Below are 23,083 nucleotides of genomic sequence, written 5' to 3'. Positions count from 1 at the left end.
AAAGCCGTCCCGCTTCCGGGGCGGCTTTTCTTTTGCCTTCTTTTTCTTCTATAATTACATGAAATCTCCATCCTTTACATATACTATCTCTAGGTTTTGATAAAGACAGTCTGGCATACAGGAGGAGTAAAGGATGAATCAAAAGATAATGGCTGTGATCGCAGCGGGGAGCATGCTGTTCGGAGGCGCCGGTGTATATGCGGGAATGAACCTGCTTGAGATGGATAAGCCCCAGACTACAGCTGTTCCTGCGACGGCACAAGCTGACTCTGAACGGCATAAGGCTATGGACAAAATCGAAAAAGCGTATGAGTTAATTTCGAATGAGTACGTAGAAAAAGTTGATAGAGAAAAACTGCTCGAGGGAGCCATCCAAGGAATGCTGTCTACGCTAAATGATCCTTATTCTGTCTACATGGACAAGCAGACGGCTAAGCAATTTTCTGATTCTCTTGATTCCTCGTTTGAAGGCATCGGGGCTGAGGTTGGAATGGAAGACGGCAAAATTATTATTGTTTCTCCATTTAAACAATCACCAGCCGAAAAAGCAGGGCTCAAGCCCAATGATGAAATTATCAGCATCAATGGAGAATCGATGGCCGGCAAGGATTTAAACCAAGCGGTGTTAAAAATAAGAGGAAAGAAAGGGTCCAGCGTTTCAATAAAGATTCAGCGGCCTGGGACGAAGAAGCAGCTGTCATTCCGGATCAAGAGAGCTGAGATTCCGCTCGAAACGGTTTTTGCTTCAGAGAAAAAAGTACAGGGGCATTCTGTCGGGTATATCGCCATCTCTACTTTTTCTGAGCGTACAGCAGAGGATTTTGCAAAAGCGCTGGGGAATCTTGAGAAAAAAGGAATAGAAGGCCTCGTCATAGATGTACGCGGCAACCCGGGCGGATATCTTCAAAGTGTGGAAGAAATTCTTAAGCACTTCGTCACAAAGGATCAGCCGTATATTCAGATTGCTGAACGCAATGGAGATAAAAAACGGTATTTTTCAACATTGACCCATAAAAAAGCGTATCCTGTCAATGTGATCACGGATAAAGGGAGTGCCTCCGCATCGGAAATCCTTGCCGGCGCATTAAAAGAAGCAGGGCATTATGATGTTGTAGGCGATACGTCTTTTGGTAAGGGAACGGTTCAACAGGCTGTTCCGATGGGAGACGGCAGCAACATCAAATTAACGCTTTACAAGTGGCTGACGCCGAATGGGAACTGGATTCATAAGAAAGGAATTGAGCCGACCATTGCAATTAAACAGCCTGATTATTTTTCCGCCGGGCCCTTGCAGCTTAAGGAACCGCTTAAAGTGGATATGAACAATGAAGACGTCAAGCATGCACAGGTATTATTAAAAGGCCTCAGCTTTGATCCTGGACGTAACGATGGCTATTTCAGCAAAGACATGAAAAAAGCGGTTATGGCCTTTCAGGATCAAAACAAGCTGGATAAAACGGGTGTAATCGACACTCGCACTGCAGAGGCATTAAATCAGCAGGTAGAAAAGAAAAAATCCGATGAAAAAAATGACTTGCAGCTTCAAACAGCGCTGAAATCATTATTTGTCAATTAAAGGAGATGGTATTCCATCTCCTGTTTCTTTATGCTTAAAGAGAAAGTGGATCATAAGTCACATAAAAATCGAGTTTTTGACAAGAAATTAAAAAAATTTTCACAAATAAACATTTATAAAGGACTGTGATTACCCGATATCAATATATGAGAGAGACTTTCTAACGAGATAATATGCATTTAAAATGAAACTTTTGCAAGTTGCCTAGTCTTTGTTTACTTCATACAATATAAGAAGGTTCTAAAAAGAACAGTAATCAGGTTTATGGCAGCTGAACGACAGGTATTTAAAGAGTAACGTTAGCGAGAATGCTTGTTAGCACTCCAGTACTGCTGCTTATACTGGCCCGTGCTTATCTGTATAAAGAAAATGGGGGTTCACAATTGAAGAGGGCAAGTATTGTGCGTGAAAAAAAATATTATGAATTAGTGGAACAATTAAAAGACAGAACACAAGACGTAACATTTTCGGCTACAAAAGCACTAAGTCTTCTTATGCTATTCAGCAGGTATTTGGTCAATTACACCAATGTCGAATCAGTAAATGACATCAATGAAGAATGTGCCAAACATTATTTTAATTACTTAATGAAAAACCATAAGCGATTAGGAATCAATCTGACAGATATAAAAAGGTCGATGCATCTGATCAGCGGGCTATTGGATGTGGATGTAAACCATTATTTAAAGGATTTTTCACTATCGAATGTCACGCTGTGGATGACGCAAGAGAGATAAACCCTCCTGAGGATATCCAAGCCATTTAATATTTGATAGAATATGAGTAACATGTTTGGCTTGAGGCGGTGAAAGATAGTGTCTGTTCAATGGGGAATTGAACTGTTAAAAAGTGCGGGCCTGTTCTTCTTACACCCGCTTTTCTGGTTTTTTATCATCATAAGCCTGGCTTTTGGCTATGTAAGAATCAAACGGGAACGAAAAACCTTTCATACAAGAATAGCAGATATTTATGATGAACTGAAATTTACTTATACAAAGGGACTGATCCCTGGTCTCCTTTTGTCAGTTGTTGTAGGCGTACTCGGGATCTCGATTCCTCTCGGTATACTTGCGATTATTGCCGTTATCACTGCAGCGGCAGCGCTCACTCTTCGCGCAAACTGGATGTCTGCTGCATATATCGTCAGTGTGAGTATGCTGATAGGTTTTGGACTGCAAATGAGTCAGGCGGAACCTTTCCTGGAGATATTCCCGCAAGGATTTGCAGTCGTTTGGCCGGCTATGGCCGTGTTTTTAGGCTTGCTGATTATCATTGAAGGAGCGGTTGCTTATCGCTCTGCACATGTAAGAACATCACCGGCACTTGTCGTGAGCAGCCGCGGTTTGCCGATCGGCCAGCAGCTGGCAAACCGGATATGGCTTTTGCCGCTGTTCCTTCTCGTACCCGGTAACGGATTAGAATCGCACTTCAGCTGGTGGCCTGTGTTTACTGTTCCCGGCGGGTCATTCCATTTTCTATGGATTCCTTACTTTGTCGGATTCGGACAAAGGGTGCAGGGGTCGCTGCCTGAAACGAGCATAAGGATCACAGCGAAACGCGTTTGTATTCTCGGCCTTGTCGTCACAGCTCTCGGTGCAGCAAGCTTACTGTGGGCGCCGCTTGCGGGTGCAGCCGTTTGTGTGGCTTTATTAGGACGTATTTTTCTATCCATTAAGCAAAGGGTAAATGATAACGCGGCTCCGTTTTATTTCTCGAAACGCGATCAGGGCTTAATGGTGCTTGGTATTATACCAAATACGCCAGCTGAGGACCTGGAATTGAAAATCGGGGAAATCATTACGAAAGTCAATGGCATACCCGTTAAGAACGTATCTGATTTTTATGAAGCGCTCCAGCATAACCGTGCATATGTAAAGCTTGAAATTATCGGTTTGAATGGAGAAATTCGCTTTGATCAGCGAGCTTCGTATGAGGGAGAACACCATGAATTGGGTATCCTTTTCGTAAAGGATGACCGTGAAGACGAAGCAGCCGCTTTGTCCGGATCATAAAAGACAGCCCGGCACCGCAAGAAGATGTGGTGCCGGGCTGTTTGGTGTTACGCTGAGTTTTTTTCCATTTGTGCAGTTTCATCAGATTTGATGCCCAATGAAACAAAAACGCCAATGATGGATACAGCAAAGAGAATCATAAATAGGGTGTGATATCCTGAAATCAGGCCGATTAAGGCTGATGAAATGATGCTTCCGAAATAACGGAAGGTCGAGAAAATGCCGGACGCGACTCCTGACATGCCGGGGTCTACTGTGGCAAGGGACGATACCTGCATGCTGGTCAGTCCGACTCCGGATGCGAGCCCTCCCAGGATGAGAGAAATCATCAGGAATAAGACCGAGTGAGAGCTGCTTAAGAACAAAAATAATAGATTCGCTCCAGCCATCATCGCAAATGAAAGAAAAATGATTTTCTTTGCTCCCCATTTGTGATGGAGCTGTGCGCCCACCCAGTTGCTGGCCGACATAAAGATCGAAAATACAGAAAGCGCCATGCCGCTGTTAGACGTATTAAGCCCAAATTGGTTCGTCATGAATAACGGCATGATCAATAAGACGGCATACATCATCAGATTGCTTAATAAGACTGATAGATTGGCATTTGTAAAGGTTGAGCTTTTAAACAGTGTAAAGTCAATAATTGGGTGCTGTGTACGCTTTTCTCTTCTGAAAAAAAGCGGGACAAAAAGAAGTATCAATACACTGTATACCGCATAGCCCCATGAAGCCTCATTTTTCGTCAGCAGGATAATCGAAACGATACTGCCTGCAAGCAAGAGAGAGCCGATGATATCCAGCGGCGCGTTAGATTTGTTTTCTTTATATTGAGGGAACATCGTTAATGCCGTAAATAAAGCAATGGCGAGAAACGGGATATTGACCCAAAAAATTGAATGCCAGCTGAAGCTGTCAATCAGCATAGAGCCGATGAAAGGTCCGAGTGCTGCCCCAAGTCCTGCGCCAAGTCCGAAAAATCCAAACACTTTCGGAAGGCGTTTTTCAGAAACAACGTGACGGATAATGGCTATGCTGTTTGGCGTAAGCAGTGCGCCGCCGACAGCCTGCAATGCCCGAAAGACAATCAACAGCACCAGGCTCGGTGAGAGTGCGCAGCCTAAGGATGCGATAAGAAAAAGGCCGACGCCCCATAAATACATTGTTTTATTACCGTACATGTCCCCGAGTTTTCCGGCAATTGGCTGTGTGACTGCCATTACGATTAAATAAACGGTAACCACCCAAGTGATGCTTGCGATGGACTCGTTATACGTATGGGATATAGATGAGAGCGCGACCGCGATCATCGTTGAGTTAATGGGAACCAGGATGGCCCCCAATAATAGCGAGACGATCAGCGCCCATTCTTTTCTTGAGCTCATTGGGATCCTCCTTTTTGTTATGCCAAGGAGTTAATCAGCAGAAATTCCTTTGACAAATAGAGCGGTGCTATGCGCCAGCATTTTTTCCTGGGGCATTGAAATCACACGGTTTCCTAAATGGAGACGGTGAATAAAATAACCGAAAATGATCGACATGAACACGTCGGCATGCTCCGCTTCATCTCCTGTCTGAATAACCCCTTTTTCGCCCATCGTTTTGAGATAATCAACCAATAGCTGTTTCATAGATTGGGGATATTCAGTTACGTGGTTGATGACATCCTGAAACATGGCCGGTTCACGAAAGCTGATTTTAATCATATCTTTTCTTTGTTCGAGCTCCTCCAAGAGACAGGTTCCGATATGAAGCAGGTCTTTGTACAAATCGCCTTCTGTTTGTTCCAAAATGCTGCTTCTGTTTGGAGGATGCTGAGAAAGCAAAGCCTCAACTAGTCCCTGTTTGTTTTTGAAATTCCTGAAAATCGTCGCTTCACTTACATTTGCTTTTTCTGCGATTTCTTTTGTAGTCGTTGCGCGATATCCTTTTTTGACGAGCAGCTGCATGGCAGCGTCAAGGATTCGCTTGTTTGTCGGTCTCAATACGTTTCACCTCACGAATATACTGGCAGGACAAGTATACACCTGCCCCGCTTGTATAAGAAAGAGGCAGGATGCATCAGGCCCGGCTGACAACTGTGATTTTGCCGCTGCTTCCGTCAACAGTGATGATGTCTCCGTCCTGAAGTCTTTCTGTTGCTGTACGTGTGCCGAGAACGGCGGGAATGCCATATTCGCGGGCAATAATCGCAGCGTGAGACAAAATGCCGCCCGTATCTGTAATTATCGCTTTGGCGTCTTGAAACAGGCTGGTCCATAGAGGTGTGGTCATTTTGCAAACGAGGACTTCCCCAGGCGCGAATTGAGAAAATTCACTGGCGTCCCGAATGATTTTAACCGGACCTGTTGCAATGCCGCTTGATGCCGCGATGCCAAAAATATGATTCTCCGTGTTTTTTTCATCCTCTATGACAGCGCCGACAATTTCTTCAGCAGCTTTGAGCTGTTCTTTTGTCGGAGTGCCGAGATAGGCAGGGGCTTGGGCCAGCTCATACTCGTGAAAGACCTGTCTGCGTTTTTCAGCCTTTTCTTGGAGGGATACAGGGTGAAGAAGCGCGTTTTCCACTTCATCATCATATAAGAACCAAAGGTCTTCACGATCCTGAATGACACCGCTATCCGCCAGCAGTTCACCTACCTTCAGCAGAAAGATTCTTGCCTTGGCATCCAGCATGGCGTCAATATAAAAGTGGTGGTCATCCTTTATATTTGCAGCGCTCAGCGTCCACTGATAGTAACGGTCAAATTCTTTACGCAAAGCGGGATCTTCTATGTTTTCCAAGAACTCATTGTATAATTTCTCTCGTTTTTCTCTCGTTTTCTGAAATTCGTTGTCAAAATGATAGCCATTGCGGACATAATTTTGAATATTGGCCAGTGCAAAATACGGATTTTCTGCCCAGATCTGTTCAATCAGATCATGGCTCTTAACAGATCTCCACCCGTATTCCTGTAAGAATTCATGGATGTTCTTCAGGAAGTGTCTGCCCACATCTGTTTGTTCCAATTTCTCCTGCAGCTGTTCCGGCTTGGTGTTTTCAAAAATCGCCAGCAGATTCGGGTTTTCCCGAACTTCAACGGAAAATAGCCACAGGCAGCGGTCTGTTTCCAGTGATTTGTTCATTTTTCCTGTCAGCATCTCGTAAAAATGAGCGTTTTCGGACTCTCCTTGAATATGCTGATACATCGCTTGCAGTTTGTTTGTTAGAAGGATTTGCGGGAAAACGATATTGAAGTGCTCCTCATAAGCCGTGAGATAAAAGGCTTTTAATTTTTGAAAAGCATCCAGTGCGCTTTCTGCGGTATGCTCAGTTTGTGCGAGCTGATCCAGCTTCCTGTAAAACGGGAGGTATGTGTGATTGATGATGTCATACATACGCTCCGATAATATCGGAAAAAGCTCTTTGCCGCAGTCTTCAGAAGGTGGCTGTTGTCCGCCTTGGTTTTTGGAATAAATGTGCCCGCGATAAAGTTTTACTTCGTCAACAACTACGCCAATCGGGAACTTTTGCATGCTCTTCTTCAAGCCGTATTCCAATGCCGGCACAATGAACGATGAAAATAACGGACTCACCGGACCTTCAATATTTGACTCCATGTTGAGCCAGAAATCATTCATATCAGCGTCTGTAATCATGAAGCTGCGTTCTTCTTCTGCCGCTTTTTTGTCCTGTTCAATGGTTGTAATCGGGCGGGCCTGCAGAAGGTATACTTGATGAGCAGCGATTCCGAATTCTACATCCACTGGATATCCGTACAGGTTCTCGGTTTTTTTCGTGATTTCAGTCAGTTCAATCACTTGTTCATCTGTAAGGCAAAAACGGCTGCGCATGTCTTCGCTCGTTTCTTTTTCAGCAATTCCTTCTGCCGCAGACTCCATGTAAATTTCCTTTGCACCTATCTCTTTCTGAATCTCAAATGAAGATTTATTGACTATAAATGTGTCTGGGGTGACACTTCCTGATACGACAGCTTCCCCCAAACCGTAGCTGGCACTGATTAATAGCTCTCTATCATCATGGGTAACGGGATTGCGGCTGAAAATAACGCCTGATACTTCAGAATCGATCAGGCCTTGAACGACAACTCCCATTAACGGCTCTGCGATTTGATTGTTCATTTTTTTCTTATAGCTGCTGACTCGGCCTGAGAAAAATGAGGCCCAGCATTCTTTCACTTTAGCTAGAAACTCTTCTTCTGTTTTGATATTTAAGTAGGTTTCATATTGACCCGCGAATGAAGCGCCTTCTAAATCTTCCGAGGCAGATGAAGAACGCACGGCAACAGAGCGGTATGATTCTCTCAGCTTGTAAAAGGAATTTGTCAGCTCATGTTTCAGTTCATCTGAAAATGCTCCGGCGATGATCGCGCTCTCAATGCTTTCGCTTGTATCATGAATCTGGTTGTCCTCCATAAAACGGGCGAGTGCATTCGTCTGAATAATAAACCCGTCCGGAACAGGAAGACCGTGTTTGGTCAGTTTGATCAAATTCATGCCTTTTGCTCCAGCCAGCTGGCTGGACTCTTCTGCCTGGCGAAATAAAACAGAATACATATTTGAAACCCCTCTTTCCTTCATTTTGTTTTCTCTCTAGTTTTTTATGACGGAGCCTGCGTTCAAAAAATGATAGTGAACACTATCGTTCAATTGTAGGTTTTCAGGAAAATGCTGTCAAACTCAGAAAGTCCTAAATTAAATGAATAGTTAAGTTAGTTATATTATCATGGAAAATGCAGTTGAACTGGTGCTGTATGCCTATTTTCTTTTATTCTTGTAATCTGGCGGCAGGCATGCATTCATAAAAAAGTGCCGCTGATTGAAACAGCGGCACTCATGTAAATTAATATATGTTCTTACTTTATAGAATAAGTGAAATCATAGTTGCTTGTTGTGCTGTAGTCACCATCATGGGATTTCAGCCTCATGTACACACTTTCTCCGGGCTTAATCGAGGTGAGGTGAATGGAGTCCGTACCCCCTTGGCCATGATCTTCAGCCTTGATAACGATTGTCTTCTCGGGGGTCACATATTGTACTTCAAGATCGTAGTTTTTTCCGCTTGGAGAAGTAAACGAAGCGGACACATCATGCTCGTCAGCCGTTTTGTTTTTCCAAAGGAACCAATCTTCATCGGCAGCCGTCTGGAGCTTCCATCTATAATGATTATCCGGAAGAACTTCAAGTGCTGAACTTTTATTATCAGCTAAACCCGTGATTGCAGAAGCGGGTTGTGTTGCCATAAGGAGACCGGATAGTACAGCTGCTGTTGAAACATATGTAACGAACTTGAACTTCATATTTGTCACTCCCTGTCTATTTTTGTTTTAAACTGACCAGTTCTTACAACCATAATATAACTCTGCTTGTTTATCTTGTAAATCATTCCATTCTATTAATTATCATTGTTAGATCTATTGATGTTTCTCTTGACCGGGACCAAAGTGCAGATATGATGGTTGATTTAGGCTGAAAAAGGGTATGGTGTAGAAAGAGGGAACGATTGCACGATTGTCCGATTCTTCATTTTTTACTATAATCAGATCAGATGAAGAATCCTTGAGGAGGGTTTTTGTTGATTACAAAAGCCGTTTTTGCATTGTTTTTCCCTTTTATGCTTGTTGTCCTTTTTACAAGAGTCACCTTTAATCATTATGTGGCGATCGCTCTAACAGCTGCATTGCTGTTTGCCTCTTATTTGAAAGGCTATACAGAAACGTATTTTATTGTAGGATTGGATGTTGTGTCTCTTGTGGCTGGCGGACTGTATATGGCCAAAAAAGCTGCTGAGAAAAAAGAAGAATAAAATCGGACATAATGAATATAACGACTGAATTCCTGCTTTTACGTTTTAAAAGCAGGTTTTTTATACATGAAAACAGCTGGAAATAAAAAACCACCGAACTTTAGTTCGTATTTTTAGTGATTTTGCATTCCATTGTGTTACTATATCTATAGGAAGATTTCGTTAAAGAAACGGAGGCTTATTTTGTGAAAGATCGCTTTGAGTTAGTCTCGAAATATCAGCCCCAGGGAGATCAGCCGAAAGCCATTGAAAAACTTGTAAAAGGAATTCAGGAGGGCAAGAAGCATCAGACTCTGCTGGGTGCGACAGGAACGGGCAAAACATTTACGGTGTCCAATTTGATTAAAGAAGTCAATAAGCCGACTCTCGTGATAGCCCATAACAAAACCCTCGCCGGACAGCTTTACAGTGAGTTCAAGGAATTTTTTCCGAACAACGCTGTCGAGTATTTTGTCAGCTACTATGATTATTATCAGCCGGAGGCGTATGTGCCTCAAACGGATACGTTTATAGAGAAAGACGCAAGTATTAATGATGAAATTGATAAACTGAGACACTCCGCTACATCTTCTTTGTTTGAGCGGAGAGATGTCATTATCATCGCGAGTGTGTCTTGTATATATGGCCTCGGTTCGCCTGAAGAATACCGGGAAATGGTCGTGTCACTGCGGCCTGAAATGGAAATCGAGCGCAACGAACTGCTCAGAAAGCTTGTAGACATCCAATATGCCCGCAATGATATCGACTTTCAGCGCGGTACATTTCGTGTGCGCGGAGATGTCGTGGAAATCTTCCCGGCATCTCGTGATGAACACTGTGTAAGAGTCGAGTTTTTCGGAGATGAAATTGAACGGATCCGGGAAGTGGACGCCCTGACAGGAGAAATTCTCGGCGACCGCGACCATGTCGCGATTTTTCCGGCATCCCACTTCGTAACGCGGGCCGAGAAAATGGAGAAAGCGATTCAAAATATCGAGAAGGAGCTTGAGGAGCAGCTGAAGGTCATGCATGAAAACGGCAAGCTGCTTGAAGCGCAGCGTTTAGAGCAGCGGACAAGATATGATCTTGAAATGATGCGGGAAATGGGTTTCTGCTCCGGCATTGAGAACTATTCAAGACATCTGACGCTTCGGCCTCCGGGTTCAACGCCGTATACGCTTCTCGATTATTTCCCAGACGATTTTATGATCGTGGTAGATGAGTCGCATGTGACGATTCCTCAGGTGCGCGGCATGTTTAATGGAGACCAGGCGCGGAAACAGGTGCTCGTGGATCACGGCTTCCGGCTTCCGTCAGCGCTTGATAACCGTCCGCTCCGTTTTGAAGAGTTTGAAAAGCATATGCACAATATCGTGTATGTATCAGCAACGCCAGGGCCGTATGAGATTGAGCATACGGATGAAATGATCGAACAGATCATCCGTCCGACGGGGCTTCTTGACCCGCTTATTGATGTCCGCCCGATCGAAGGCCAGATTGATGACTTGATCGGCGAAATTCAAGCAAGAATCGAGCGGGATGAACGGGTGCTCGTGACAACCTTGACGAAGAAAATGTCAGAGGATCTCACCGATTATTTAAAGGAAATTGGCATTAAAGTAAACTATCTGCATTCAGAGATTAAGACGCTTGAACGGATTGAAATTATCCGCGACCTGCGCCTCGGCAAGCATGATGTGCTTATCGGCATCAACCTGCTGAGGGAAGGCCTCGATATACCCGAAGTATCCCTCGTTGCGATTTTGGATGCGGATAAGGAAGGCTTCCTTCGTTCGGAGCGTTCGCTTATCCAGACCATCGGACGGGCAGCAAGGAACTCTGAAGGCCGCGTCATTATGTATGCCGATAAAATAACGAAGTCTATGGAAATTGCGATTAATGAAACAAAACGCCGCCGCGAGCAACAGGAGCGGTTTAATGAAGAGCACGGCATTACGCCGAAAACAATAAATAAAGAAATTCGCGATGTCATTCGTGCCACAGTAGCAGCTGAGGACAAAGCGGAATACAAAACAAAAGCCGCGCCGAAGCTGTCGAAAATGACGAAGAAAGAACGCCAGAAAGTCGTTGAACAGATGGAGCACGAAATGAAAGAAGCCGCCAAGGCGCTTGACTTTGAAAGAGCCGCGGAGCTTCGCGATTTACTTTTAGAGCTAAAAGCGGAAGGATGATGAACAAATGGCTATGGATCGGATAGAGGTGAAGGGAGCCAGGGCGCATAACCTGAAAAATATAGATGTAACAATTCCGAGAGATCAGCTTGTCGTTGTCACTGGTTTGTCCGGATCAGGGAAATCCTCCCTTGCCTTTGACACCATATATGCAGAGGGACAGCGACGGTATGTTGAGTCTTTGTCTGCCTATGCCCGCCAGTTTTTAGGGCAAATGGATAAGCCGGATGTTGATGCGATTGAGGGGCTGTCTCCCGCCATCAGCATTGATCAAAAAACAACAAGCCGCAATCCGAGGTCTACTGTCGGTACGGTAACTGAGATTTATGATTATCTGCGTCTTTTGTATGCGAGAGTAGGGAAGCCTCATTGTCCGGAGCACGGAATTGAGATTACATCGCAGACCATCGAGCAAATGGTGGACAGAATTCTGGAATATCCGGAACGGACAAAGCTTCAGGTACTGGCTCCGATTGTCTCGGGCCGAAAAGGCGCTCATGTCAAGGTGCTTGAACAGATCAGAAAACAAGGCTATGTCAGAGTCAGAATTGACGGCGAAATGGCTGAGCTTTCTGATGATATTGAATTAGAAAAGAATAAAAAGCATTCGATTGAGGTTGTCATTGACCGAATTGTGGTGAAAGAAGGCGTGGCAGCCCGTCTGTCAGATTCATTGGAAACGGCCCTCCGTTTAGGTGAAGGACGGGTCATGATTGATGTCATCGGTGAGGAAGAGTTGATGTTCAGTGAGCATCATGCCTGTCCGCACTGCGGATTTTCAATCGGCGAACTTGAGCCGCGGCTGTTTTCATTCAACAGCCCATTCGGAGCGTGTCCGACGTGTGACGGTCTCGGAATGAAGCTTGAAGTGGATGCGGATCTCGTCATCCCCAATCAAGATTTGTCATTGAAGGAGAATGCGGTCGCCCCTTGGACACCGATCAGCTCACAATATTATCCGCAGCTGCTTGAGGCGGTCTGCACCCACTACGGGATTGATATGGACGTGCCTGTAAAAGATCTGCCGAAGCATCAGCTGGATAAAGTGCTGTACGGCAGCGGAGATGATTTGATTTATTTCCGTTATGAAAATGACTTTGGACAAATACGTGAAGGCGAAATTCAATTTGAAGGCGTATTGCGCAATATTGAAAGACGCTATAAGGAGACAAGCTCTGATTTTATCCGTGAACAAATGGAGCAGTATATGTCTCAGAAGTCTTGTCCGACGTGCAAAGGCTATCGGTTAAAGAAAGAGGCGCTTGCTGTACTGATTGACGGACGCCACATCGGAACAATTACCGAGCTGTCTGTCGGTAATGCACTTGCTTTCTTCAAAGGCCTTACCCTTTCTGAGAAGGATATGAAGATTGCCGATATGATCTTGCGCGAAATTGTGGAGCGCTTAAGCTTTCTGGACAAAGTCGGCCTTGATTACCTGACACTGAGCAGGGCTGCGGGAACATTGTCCGGAGGAGAGGCACAGCGCATCAGGCTGGCGACGCAAATCGGCTCGCGCTTATCCGGTGTGCTTTATATTTTAGATGAGCCGTCTATCGGCCTGCATCAGCGTGATAACGACCGCTTAATCAGCGCCCTGAAAAACATGAGAGACCTTGGGAACACGCTGATTGTTGTCGAACACGATGAGGACACGATGATGGCAGCCGATTATTTAATTGATATTGGGCCTGGCGCCGGCATTCACGGCGGACAGGTGACATCTGCGGGCACGCCGGAAGAAGTGATGGGAGATCCAAACTCATTAACGGGCAGCTATTTATCAGGGAAAAAGTTCATCCCATTGCCTCCTGAAAGGAGAAAGCCGGACGGCCGTTACATTGAGATTAAAGGCGCTGCAGAAAACAACCTGAAAAAAGCGAATGCCAAGTTCCCGCTTGGAACGTTCACAGCGGTTACAGGGGTTTCCGGATCAGGAAAGAGTACCCTCGTTAATGAAATTTTGCACAAGGCGCTGGCGCAAAAGCTTCATAAAGCGAAAGCGAAGCCCGGCAGCCACAAAGAGATTAAAGGCTTGGATCATTTAGACAAAGTCATTGACATTGACCAGGCGCCAATCGGAAGAACGCCGAGATCCAATCCTGCGACATACACTGGTGTGTTTGATGACATTCGTGATGTATTTGCACAGACAAATGAAGCAAAGGTTCGCGGCTATAAAAAAGGCCGTTTCAGCTTTAACGTGAAGGGCGGGCGATGTGAAGCCTGCCGCGGAGACGGGATTATAAAAATTGAAATGCACTTCCTTCCTGACGTATACGTTCCGTGCGAGGTGTGCCACGGCAAACGCTATAACCGGGAAACGCTTGAAGTGACGTACAAAGGAAAAAGCATCTCTGATGTGCTTGATATGACGGTTGAAGATGCTCTTTCTTTCTTTGAAAATATCCCGAAAATCAAGCGTAAGCTCCAAACCCTTTATGATGTCGGATTAGGTTATATTACACTCGGTCAGCCAGCGACGACCTTGTCGGGCGGAGAAGCGCAGCGCGTGAAGCTCGCATCGGAGCTGCACAAACGGTCAACAGGGCGCACGCTCTACATTTTAGATGAACCAACGACAGGTTTGCACGTCGACGATATCGCCAGACTTCTTGTCGTGCTCCAGCGTTTGGTGGACAACGGAGATACAGTACTCGTCATCGAGCACAATCTTGATATCATTAAGACAGCGGATTATATTGTGGATCTGGGGCCAGAAGGCGGAGCCGGAGGCGGAACCATTGTCGCGTCGGGAACGCCTGAGGAAATCACTGAAGTGGAAGAATCGTATACAGGCCGTTATTTGAAGCCTGTTATGGAGCGTGACAAAAAACGCATGAAATCGCTCTTAGAAGCGAAAGAAACGGCTACATCTTAACATCCTCTATTCAGAGAGGTTTCAGCTTGTCAGCAAGTCCATCCTTGGGCTTAGCAGGCAAGCTTTTCTTATGGCATAACGGAAAAAGATAATATTTGTGTGATCGTTTCAATTTTTAATGGGGAAAATTTCTTTGGAAAAACACCTAAACATTTACAAAGCGCTGTCGATATATGAATTGAGGGGCGGATGATGTTTTCTATATTGAGCAAAAAGGCCCTATTAAGGGATTTGAAGGTATCCTTATAACAGGATCTACATAAGTTAGAAGCTTTATTGGAATCGCAGCCGCCAGAAATCAAAGAAAAGGAAGTCTTTGATTTCAAAAACATAAACACATGGAGGTATTTTACACATGAGAATTAACCACAATATCGCAGCGCTTAACACACTAAACCGTTTGTCTTCAAACAACAACGCGAGCTCAAAAAACATGGAGAAACTTTCTTCAGGTCTTCGTATTAACCGTGCAGGAGATGACGCAGCGGGTCTTGCGATCTCTGAAAAAATGAGAGGACAAATCAGAGGTCTTGAAATGGCTTCTAAAAACTCTCAAGACGGAATCTCTCTCATCCAAACAGCTGAGGGTGCATTAACTGAAACTCATGCGATCCTTCAACGTATGCGTGAACTTACTGTTCAAGCAGGAAACACAGGTACGCAAGATGCTACGGACCTTCAAGCGATCCAAGACGAAATGGACTCTTTAATTGAAGAGATCGGTGGGCAAGATGGAAGTAAAGGTATTGCGGACCGTACGCAATTTAACGGTAAAAACCTGTTAGACGGTTCTTTTTCAGAAGCAAGCGGCAAAAAGCTTACATTCCAAATTGGGGCGAATGGCGGACAGCAGTTAAGTGTAAACATTGAGAGCATGAAAGCTGCTGACATAGGTACAGACGCTATTAAAATCAAAGATATTAAAGTAACAGATTTCACAACTAATTCATTTGACGATCAACTTGGAGCTATCGACGCAGCAACGAATCAAGTATCTGCTCAACGTGCTAAACTTGGTGCGGTACAAAACCGTCTAGAGCACACAATCAACAACCTTGGTGCTTCTTCTGAAAACTTAACAGCTGCTGAGTCTCGTATCCGTGACGTTGACATGGCTAAAGAGATGAGCGAGTTCACAAAGAACAATATTCTTTCTCAAGCTTCTCAAGCGATGCTTGCTCAAGCAAACCAACAGCCGCAAAACGTACTTCAATTGTTACGTTAATTTCTGAATGGCTATCTCTTTCTGATAGTCACAGCTTGCCGACAGGAGTCCATTAACTGGATGTGCCGGCAGGCTTTTTTTGTTACAATCATTTTGTGACAGCCAAAATCACTTGTTTCCTCAAAACAAAAAAGGCAAGATCTTGTCATCTAACCTTTAGCTTTGTTTCAGTTATAATGAATGTAACTTTTTCCGCAATTACAAAGTCTTCTTATACAGCTGCTTGCTTACACTCATTAAATCTTGAACAATATGCGTATTGCTGCTGTCGAGCAGCACTTTTATATATTGAATATCGTGAGAGATCGGAAAAGGTCCGTGAATCTGTTCTAGCTCGGCGATCATTTCACGATTCATTCTTTTTTGTTCATGAATCAGCTTTAACACTGATTCTTGTGTTACTGTAAAGTCACTGGGATCTTTCTCCATTGCTTGTCCAGCCTCCTTGATTGCCGTAAGCTTTTTACATATTGTAATCGGTACAGCGGAAAGATTCTACTTCTAAAACTTTTTAAAATCCAATTTCCGTAAATCGGAGCATGTCTAAAGAATGAATTTGAAACCTTCAACAGGTTTTAAACGTATGAATAAGTAAAATGTCCCTGATCTTTTGTCATGGGCAATTACAATAGGAGTGTGGAATGAATTGAACCGTAATCAAGCTATTATTGCATCACTTTGTTATTTTAGTGTGTTCATTGCGCCAATCATTGTGCCGATCGTCGCTTATTTTGTTGTAAATGAGAAAGAAACTAAACGCCATGCGATACGTTCTCTTATTTCTCACATTGTTCCTTTTGTCGGCTGGCTGGTCCTTTTTATTGCTTTTCTTGGCGGAGCCGTAGCGATTGATGGAGACAGCCTGCTGCCTGTATTTGTGATCATAGCGGGAGCGGTTATTTATTTCTTAGTTGTTATTGGCATTATCATTTGGAATGTGATTCAGGGTATTAAGGTACTGCGTGCAGCATAAGTAGACAATGGGGAGGAGATCGCAATGAAGCAAGAAAAGGAACGAATCCTTAAGCTCGTGGAGGAAGGAAAGCTTACAGCACAAGAGGCTTTGACACTGATTGAAAAGCTTGACAGCGACTACAAGGAAAAGGAAGAAAAAATCACAGCGCTCTCAGTTCATGTACATGACGAGGAAGAGCCGTTTTCAGCAGCAAAAAAAGAAAGCAGCAAGCCGTCTTTAGGAGCCAAGCTGTTTGACTGGATTGATTCTGCTGTGAAAAAGGTCAAGGAAGTTGACCTTGATTTGAACTTTGGCCATGCGTATGATGTTCAGCACATTTTTCAATTTAAAGATACTGACTTTTCCAGTGTTGAGCTTCAAATTGCCAACGGCAGCGTGAATATCGTCCCATGGGAAGACGAGGATATCAGAGCGGAATGCCAGGCGAAGGTATATCGTGCTGACAGCCAGGATGCGGCGAGACATGCATTTCTTCAGCATATTGAATGTGAAATCAAAGGAAATAAGTTTTTTATCCGTACTGAGAAGAAAACGATGAAAACGAATGTGACTTTGTATATTCCTCAGAAGGAGTATGATAAGATTCGGGTGAAGCTGTTTAATGGCCCGGTCAGAGGGGAACATTTACATGTAAAAGAGTTCTCGGCGAAAACGACAAACGGCGTGCTGTCGTTCTCGCATTTAACAGCTGAAAAAGCCATAGCTGAAACAGCCAACGGGCAAATTAAGCTTGCCGGCCACAGATGCGGCACGATAGAAGCGGAAACCATTAACGGATTGATTGATCTCCGCGGGAGAAGCGAATCCATTGACGTTCAAAGCTTTAACGGAAATATTGCGATTAACGTAACAGAATCGGACTGCCGCTCCATTTATACCAAAACGACGACTGGAAATGTAGAGCTTGCGATTCCGGACGATCTTGCAGTGAAAGCGGAACTGAAAAGCAATCTGGGTTCGCTGTCCCATGAATTAATGGATGTTGAGATGCTGAAAGAAAAAAATGATACCATTCAAAAAGAAATGATGTTCACTTCAAATCAGGCACATGATCAAAACATCACCGTCTTCTCAGAATCATTAACAGGCGCCATCAAACTAAAGTACTCACAGAGGTGATCGAATGAATAGGCTTTATCGTTCAGAAAAAAACAAGAAAATGGCCGGCGTCATCGGCGGTCTTGCGGAATATTTCAACTGGGACGCATCGCTCCTCAGAGTCATAACTGTCATTTTAGCTGTTATGACAAGTGTTATCCCTGTTTTGCTTATTTATATCATTTGGATTTTTATCGTCCCGTCAGAAAGGGATATGAAATGACATGGTAAAATGGGCAGTCAGCATTTTGGTAAATGCATTGTTATTAATCGTTATCGATGGATACATTGACTCCATCCATATCAGCAGCATCGGGGCAGCGATTATCGCCAGCCTCATTTTATCGATCTTAAACGTGCTGATTAAACCGCTTTTAATTATCTTTACACTGCCAGTCACGATGGTGACGCTTGGTCTCTTCTTGTTTGTGATTAACGCCATCACGCTGATGATGACCGCGTCCATTATGGGTGACAGTTTTCAAATTGACGGCTTTGGCACAGCGATATGGGCATCCGTCATCCTGTCGGTGTTCCATTTGCTGATTCAAAAAGGCATTTTAGAGCCGCTGCGAAAGAAATAAAAAAGCTGCCATACAGAAGGCAGCTTTTTTTACATGTGGTGTTTTTTTTGTTTAACGCGCTTCTGCGGCGGATACATTTGAGGCAGAAGGCAAAAGCCCAATGCGGCAAATACAAGGCCTAAGAGGCCAAAGGACATGGCAGACGGCATCATGGTGAGCAGATAGGCAGATATCATCGGACCTGCCGCCATGCCTGTGTATCTGATAAAGTTGAAAATGCCGATTGCACTCCCTCTGTTGTGTTCAAATTCATTGGTGATCATTGTGGAGTACAAGGGAGGAATGACCCCCATCGAGATGCCAAACAGTGCCAGTGTAAGAGCCATGAGAACGAGAGAAACGGAATGTGTAACGGCGAACAACATGATACTGCAGGCCGCGGCCGCATTGCTGCCGATAAACAATGTGTTCAGCGAGATTTTTGCCTGTATTCTTTTAAACAAAAACGTACCTGCGATCGTGCTTAGCGCCAGTGGCAAATATAACAATCCTGCTATGCTCACATCAATATGATAATGCTCCGTCAGTAATATCGGGAGGTAGACGATCACCGCAAAATAAATGAAAAAGAGGACAAAACTTAAGGCCAAAATGACGTTTCCTGTTCGATTTGTAAATATTGATTTGTAATGAGTGAACACATTGCCTTTGGTTTTCTGCTTAGATCCTGCGGGAGAGTCCTTAGGAAAAATCATGCTGTTTGCAACCAGCATAACGACAGAGATGGCCGTGAGCATCCAGAAGATCCCTTCGTATCCGGCTGCTCCGCCTATGAATCCGCCGAGGACAGGGGCGACAGCCGGCGCGGCGGAAAGGAGCATTTGATACGTTCCCATCGCACTCCCGCGTTCACTGCCTGTAAAAAGCTGTCCGATCGTTGTGGCAGCAATGAGAGGCAGTGCTGCGGACCCGGCAGCCTGTATCATTCTGAATATCAGAAACAAAGTAAAGTCAGTGGTCACCGCACAGCCGATGCTGGCTGCTGTCGTTGCCAGAATTCCGGCAATCAAGACAAACCGCGCGCCTTTAAAATCGATGATGGTCCCTAATATAATTTGCATAATCGCTGTCACAATCATAAAGACGGAGACTGACAGGTTCACCATTGCTGCTGAAACATGGAACGATTCTTTAATGATCGGGATAATAGGTGAATAAATGTTTTGGCTTAAAGATGCAAAAAATGCGCTGAAGCAAACAATGTATAAGATCAATACCGCTTTTGATTTCATTTGAGCCATAAAGAATACACCACCTTTTGTTTACTTTACAGGTTTGTCCGGAGTCCCATCGGTTTGTTCTGCTTCAAGTGTAGACGTCAGCTGCTCTAAAAATTTCAATACAGCATTTTGCTCATCTTGTGAAAACGAATCGAGGAATTGGTAAAAGGCCAGCTCCTTTTTTTTATGCAGTTTCTCATGCAAATCGAAAATCCGTTTGCCTTTACGGGTTAATTTGAAATACACTTCTTTTTTGTTATCTGTCAGCTGATAGCTGTTAATGAATTCTTCCTTGATCAGCTTTGTGCTGATTTTCGTTACATTCGCTTTCGATAAGTTCATTTTTTTGGCGATCCCCGCATTGTTAATGGGCTCATGCTGGCCGATGCAGTCAATGACATGAATGCTTGTCATGTTTTTAGGGATATCGATCACATCCTCTTCTGCGGCCTCCTTAAAAAATTGCTGAAGTGAAGTGTTTGCTTTTTGTTCATTAAGGTGCAGCAGTCTCACATATATGTCGTATATCATCTGCTTTGTCAAATCAGACATAGGCTACCTTCTTTCTGAGGAATAATAGTTTACGGTGAAACAATAAATAAAATTGTTTACCGGTGAACGATTTAATTTTATCTTTTCTTACTTTCGTTGTCAATTGCTGGTGTTTAAACTTTATCCGGTATTATGTCATGCTGAATAGGAGTGTAAAAAGTGTATGAAAAATGTGATATTTACATTTATTTCAAAAAATATGTACTATTCATATTGACGGGTGGAACAATAAGGGATAAAATGACTAATGTTTACTAGTAAACATTTATCATGATATGAATAATGAAAAAGAAGTTTTAAATCTTAAAATAATTCACTTAGAAACTTTAAGTGCTGCCTGCCATTCGTCTTGTTCAGTTGTGCCAGTTATTCCATCTCATTTTTGAGGGTGATGACTTAAAGCGGGATAAGTTTTTAGAGGTGACTGAGATGACCGAAATGGTGACGGAAAGAAAGCCTGTAGATTTTACTGCTGAGTCACTGACACAAAACTGCAGAGAAATATTTGAACGGCGCCGGCATGTTTTGGTGGGGATCAGCCCATTTAACAGCAGGTTTTCTGAGGATTATATTTACAGATTGATTGGATGGGCAACGGCTGAATTTAAAAGCGTTTCCGTTTTGCTTGCGGGGCATGAGGCGGCTAATCTTCTTGAAGCGCTCGGAACTCCCAGAGGCAAAGCTGAGCGAAAAGTAAGAAAAGAGGTATCACGAAACAGAAGATTTGCAGAAAGGGCTCTTGCGGCTCATGGCGGGGACTCAAAGGCGATTCACACATTTTCTGATTTCGCGGAAAACAATGCCTATCAGCTGATGAGACAAGAAGTTGAACATGCGTTTTTTGAGCAGCCTCATTTTCGGCATGCTTGTTTGGACATGTCTCGTGAAGCGATGATCGGGCGTGCACGCGGCATCAGTTTGATGATGGAAGAAGTCAGTGAGGATATGCTGAATTTGGCTGTGGAATATGTCATTGCTGAGCTGCCGTTTTTTATCGGAGCTCCGGATATTCTTGAGGTGGAAGAGACGCTCCTTGCTTATCATCGTCCGTGGAAGCTCGGTGAGAAAATCAGTAACCATGAATTTTCTATTCGTATGCGGCCTAATCAAGGGTATCTCATTGTGCAGGAAACGGCGCAGATGCTTTCTGAAACACGGATCACATCTGAAGGATGATAGGGGGAGTAAACATGAATCAATCAATTAAGTTGTTTAGTGTGCTTTCTGATCAATTTCAAGAAAATCCATATGCTTATTTTTCACAGCTGCGGGAGGAAGATCCTGTTCATTATGAAGAGTCGATAGACAGTTATTTTATCAGCCGCTATCACGATGTCCGCTATATCCTTCAGCATCCGGATATTTTTACGACAAAATCACTTGTTGAGCGTGCTGAACCGGTCATGCGCGGCCCTGTGCTGGCCCAAATGCATGGGAAAGAACACTCCGCAAAAAGAAGAATTGTAGTGAGAAGCTTTGTCGGGGACGCATTGGATCATCTGTCTCCATTCATTAAGCAAAATGCAGAAAACTTATTAAATCCTTATCTAGAAAAAGGGAGAATCGATCTCGTCAATGATTTTGGAAAGACGTTTGCGGTGTGTGTCACGATGGACATGCTCGGGCTGGATAAAAGGGATCATGAAAAAATCGCTGAGTGGCACAGCGGAGTTGCCGATTTTATTACGAGTATCTTTCAGACTCCTGAAGCGCGGGCGCATTCTTTATGGTGCAGCGAACAGCTTTCCGATTACTTGATGCCGGTCATCGAGGAACGCCGCGTCAATCCGGGATCAGATTTAATTTCTATCCTGTGTACTTCTGAATATGAAGGCATGGCGATGTCGGACAAGGATATATTGGCACTGATTCTCAATGTGCTGTTAGCCGCAACGGAACCGGCAGATAAGACACTGGCGCTGATGATATATCATTTGCTCAACAATCCCGAGCAGATGAATGATGTTTTGGCTGACCGTTCGTTGGTGCCGAGAGCCATTGCGGAGACGTTGCGTTATAAACCGCCGGTTCAGCTGATTCCGCGGCAGCTGTCCCAAGATACGGTGGTCGGCGGTATGAAAATCAAAAAGGATACGATTGTTTTTTGTATGATCGGAGCAGCTAACCGGGACCCGGAAGCGTTTGAACATCCTGACGTGTTTAATATTCATCGGGAAGATCTCGGCATCAAGAGCGCTTTTAGCGGCGCCGCCCGGCATCTCGCTTTCGGATCTGGCATCCATAACTGTGTAGGAGCAGCTTTTGCCAAAACCGAAATCGAGATTGTAGCCAATATTGTGCTGGATAAGATGCGGAATATCAGGTTAGAGGAAGGTTTTCGTTATGCTGAGTCCGGTCTGTATACACGCGGACCTGTCTCACTTCATATTGCGTTTGACAGGGCTCAATAAGATTGAAAGGTCTCTCCCATCGGGTGAGGCTTTCTTTACATATATTTGACCCACAAGTTGAAAAACGCAGTCACCGTTTTTAAATCATCAATTGAAAATTCATTGAAGAGCTGTTTGTATTGCTCCTTTGCTTTTTCATGAAGCTGTTCATGTAATGCCGCCAGTTCTCTGCCGCTTTCAGTTAACGTATAAAAAATTTCTTTTTTGTTGCCGGGTTTTTTTGTCACTGTGATGATATTGTGTTTCAACAAAGCTTGAACTGCTTTTGAAACAGCTGCTTTTGAGATGTGTAAACGGGATGCTAAGAAGCTGTTGTTCACATTTTGGCTGGTATGTATACAGGAAACAATGTGAAGCTGGGTCAATGTCCAGTCTTTTTTGAGGTGTTCGAGATGTGCTGAGGACATGCCGCGGGATGGTATTTGTACCTTTTGCCAGACGCGTTTATCCCTTTTTAATGCGAATTGTTGTATAGCTTGAAATAATTCATCATGAATACTGTTGTCCATCAATCTGCCTCTCTGATTTAATTGTTAACTGGTTAACTATCCTCAGTTTACTGGGTAATAGTGGA

21 protein-coding genes are annotated in these 23,083 nt (G+C 44.1%); 13 read left to right on the top strand and 8 right to left on the bottom strand.

From position 1 onward, the window contains the following. Positions 1–133 precede the first annotated feature (133 nt). The 3 genes from ctpB to minJ all read left to right on the top strand — a co-directional run bounded on the left by ctpB (position 134) and on the right by minJ (position 3,588). Positions 134–1,576: a carboxy-terminal processing protease CtpB gene (gene ctpB, locus CVV77_RS20610; RefSeq protein ID WP_100276389.1), complete on the top strand. Its 1,443-nt coding sequence runs from the start codon at positions 134–136 to the stop codon at positions 1,574–1,576. A gap of 383 nt (positions 1,577–1,959) precedes the next feature. Beyond that, positions 1,960–2,313: a swarming motility protein SwrAA gene (swrA, locus tag CVV77_RS20605; protein ID WP_015251121.1), complete on the top strand. Its 354-nt coding sequence runs from the start codon at positions 1,960–1,962 to the stop codon at positions 2,311–2,313. Positions 2,314–2,391: 78 nt separating this feature from the next. Beyond that, complete coding sequence (minJ, locus tag CVV77_RS20600) at positions 2,392–3,588, top strand: cell division topological determinant MinJ (protein WP_100276388.1); 1,197 nt, start codon at positions 2,392–2,394, stop codon at positions 3,586–3,588. Positions 3,589–3,635: 47 nt separating this feature from the next. Here the strand turns inward: minJ and CVV77_RS20595 are convergent, their stop codons facing one another. The 4 genes from CVV77_RS20595 to CVV77_RS20580 all read right to left on the bottom strand — a co-directional run bounded on the left by CVV77_RS20595 (position 3,636) and on the right by CVV77_RS20580 (position 8,885). After that, positions 3,636–4,970 carry an MFS transporter gene (locus tag CVV77_RS20595; protein ID WP_100276387.1) on the bottom strand — a complete coding sequence of 445 codons (1,335 nt, stop codon included), beginning with the start codon at positions 4,968–4,970 and terminating at the stop codon, positions 3,636–3,638. Positions 4,971–5,000: 30 nt separating this feature from the next. Further along, positions 5,001–5,570 carry a TetR/AcrR family transcriptional regulator gene (locus tag CVV77_RS20590; protein ID WP_084995365.1) on the bottom strand — a complete coding sequence of 190 codons (570 nt, stop codon included), beginning with the start codon at positions 5,568–5,570 and terminating at the stop codon, positions 5,001–5,003. 76 nt (positions 5,571–5,646) lie between these two features. Further along, positions 5,647–8,142: a PEP/pyruvate-binding domain-containing protein gene (locus tag CVV77_RS20585; RefSeq protein ID WP_100276386.1), complete on the bottom strand. Its 2,496-nt coding sequence runs from the start codon at positions 8,140–8,142 to the stop codon at positions 5,647–5,649. A gap of 299 nt (positions 8,143–8,441) precedes the next feature. Then, complete coding sequence (locus CVV77_RS20580; protein ID WP_100276385.1) at positions 8,442–8,885, bottom strand: hypothetical protein; 444 nt, start codon at positions 8,883–8,885, stop codon at positions 8,442–8,444. Between the two features lie 275 nt (positions 8,886–9,160). On the opposite strand from CVV77_RS20580, the gene CVV77_RS20575 reads away from it, so the two are divergent. From CVV77_RS20575 to hag, 4 genes are all read left to right on the top strand, one after another. After that, entirely contained in the window at positions 9,161–9,391 is a 231-nt protein-coding gene (locus tag CVV77_RS20575; RefSeq protein WP_003228053.1) for a CsbA family protein, read from the top strand. Between the two features lie 185 nt (positions 9,392–9,576). Beyond that, positions 9,577–11,562 carry an excinuclease ABC subunit UvrB gene (uvrB, locus tag CVV77_RS20570; RefSeq protein WP_003235422.1) on the top strand — a complete coding sequence of 662 codons (1,986 nt, stop codon included), beginning with the start codon at positions 9,577–9,579 and terminating at the stop codon, positions 11,560–11,562. A 7-nt stretch (positions 11,563–11,569) separates the two neighbouring features. Further along, on the top strand, positions 11,570–14,443 hold the full coding sequence (gene uvrA, locus CVV77_RS20565; RefSeq protein WP_003235421.1) for an excinuclease ABC subunit UvrA: 2,874 nt from the start codon (positions 11,570–11,572) through the stop codon (positions 14,441–14,443). Between the two features lie 355 nt (positions 14,444–14,798). Further along, complete coding sequence (gene hag, locus CVV77_RS20560) at positions 14,799–15,668, top strand: flagellin Hag (RefSeq protein ID WP_019259586.1); 870 nt, start codon at positions 14,799–14,801, stop codon at positions 15,666–15,668. 198 nt (positions 15,669–15,866) lie between these two features. On the opposite strand, the gene CVV77_RS20555 is transcribed toward hag, so the two are convergent. Next, on the bottom strand, positions 15,867–16,097 hold the full coding sequence (locus CVV77_RS20555; RefSeq protein WP_100276384.1) for a hypothetical protein: 231 nt from the start codon (positions 16,095–16,097) through the stop codon (positions 15,867–15,869). 217 nt (positions 16,098–16,314) lie between these two features. On the opposite strand from CVV77_RS20555, the gene yvlA reads away from it, so the two are divergent. The 4 genes from yvlA to CVV77_RS20535 are packed head-to-tail and all read left to right on the top strand — an operon-like array spanning position 16,315 to position 18,326. Beyond that, a complete protein-coding gene (yvlA, locus tag CVV77_RS20550; RefSeq protein WP_003235418.1) occupies positions 16,315–16,641 on the top strand; it encodes a protein YvlA in 327 nt (108 codons plus the stop codon). A gap of 24 nt (positions 16,642–16,665) precedes the next feature. Then, a complete protein-coding gene (locus CVV77_RS20545) occupies positions 16,666–17,763 on the top strand; it encodes a DUF4097 family beta strand repeat-containing protein (protein WP_088111999.1) in 1,098 nt (365 codons plus the stop codon). A gap of 4 nt (positions 17,764–17,767) precedes the next feature. After that, positions 17,768–17,965: a PspC domain-containing protein gene (locus CVV77_RS20540; RefSeq protein WP_003235416.1), complete on the top strand. Its 198-nt coding sequence runs from the start codon at positions 17,768–17,770 to the stop codon at positions 17,963–17,965. A 1-nt stretch (position 17,966) separates the two neighbouring features. Further along, a complete protein-coding gene (locus CVV77_RS20535; RefSeq protein ID WP_003228066.1) occupies positions 17,967–18,326 on the top strand; it encodes a phage holin family protein in 360 nt (119 codons plus the stop codon). A 29-nt stretch (positions 18,327–18,355) separates the two neighbouring features. Here CVV77_RS20535 and CVV77_RS20530 read toward each other — a convergent pair whose 3' ends face one another. Beyond that, entirely contained in the window at positions 18,356–19,567 is a 1,212-nt protein-coding gene (locus tag CVV77_RS20530; RefSeq protein WP_100276383.1) for an MFS transporter, read from the bottom strand. 21 nt (positions 19,568–19,588) lie between these two features. Then, positions 19,589–20,098, bottom strand: coding sequence for a pulcherriminic acid biosynthesis transcriptional regulator PchR (gene pchR, locus CVV77_RS20525; RefSeq protein WP_100276382.1), 510 nt, complete (start codon positions 20,096–20,098; stop codon positions 19,589–19,591). A 429-nt stretch (positions 20,099–20,527) separates the two neighbouring features. Between pchR and pchC the strand changes: the two genes are divergently transcribed. Together pchC and cypX are read left to right on the top strand one after the other, a co-directional pair. Next, positions 20,528–21,274, top strand: a complete 747-nt coding sequence (gene pchC / locus CVV77_RS20520) for a cyclo(L-leucyl-L-leucyl) synthase (RefSeq protein ID WP_100276381.1) — start codon at positions 20,528–20,530, stop codon at positions 21,272–21,274. A 14-nt stretch (positions 21,275–21,288) separates the two neighbouring features. After that, a complete protein-coding gene (cypX, locus tag CVV77_RS20515; protein ID WP_100276380.1) occupies positions 21,289–22,509 on the top strand; it encodes a pulcherriminic acid synthase in 1,221 nt (406 codons plus the stop codon). Positions 22,510–22,544: 35 nt separating this feature from the next. On the opposite strand, the gene CVV77_RS20510 is transcribed toward cypX, so the two are convergent. Further along, positions 22,545–23,018 (bottom strand): MarR family transcriptional regulator, encoded by a 474-nt coding sequence (locus tag CVV77_RS20510; RefSeq protein ID WP_100276379.1) that lies wholly within the window; start codon positions 23,016–23,018, stop codon positions 22,545–22,547. Between the last annotated feature and the right edge of the window lie 65 nt (positions 23,019–23,083).

Source organism: Bacillus sp. SN1, from assembly GCF_002796895.1.
GTDB lineage: Bacteria > Bacillota > Bacilli > Bacillales > Bacillaceae > Bacillus > Bacillus inaquosorum.
Note: the sequence above shows the minus strand (reverse complement) of the source record. Positions and strands in the feature narration are given on the sequence as shown.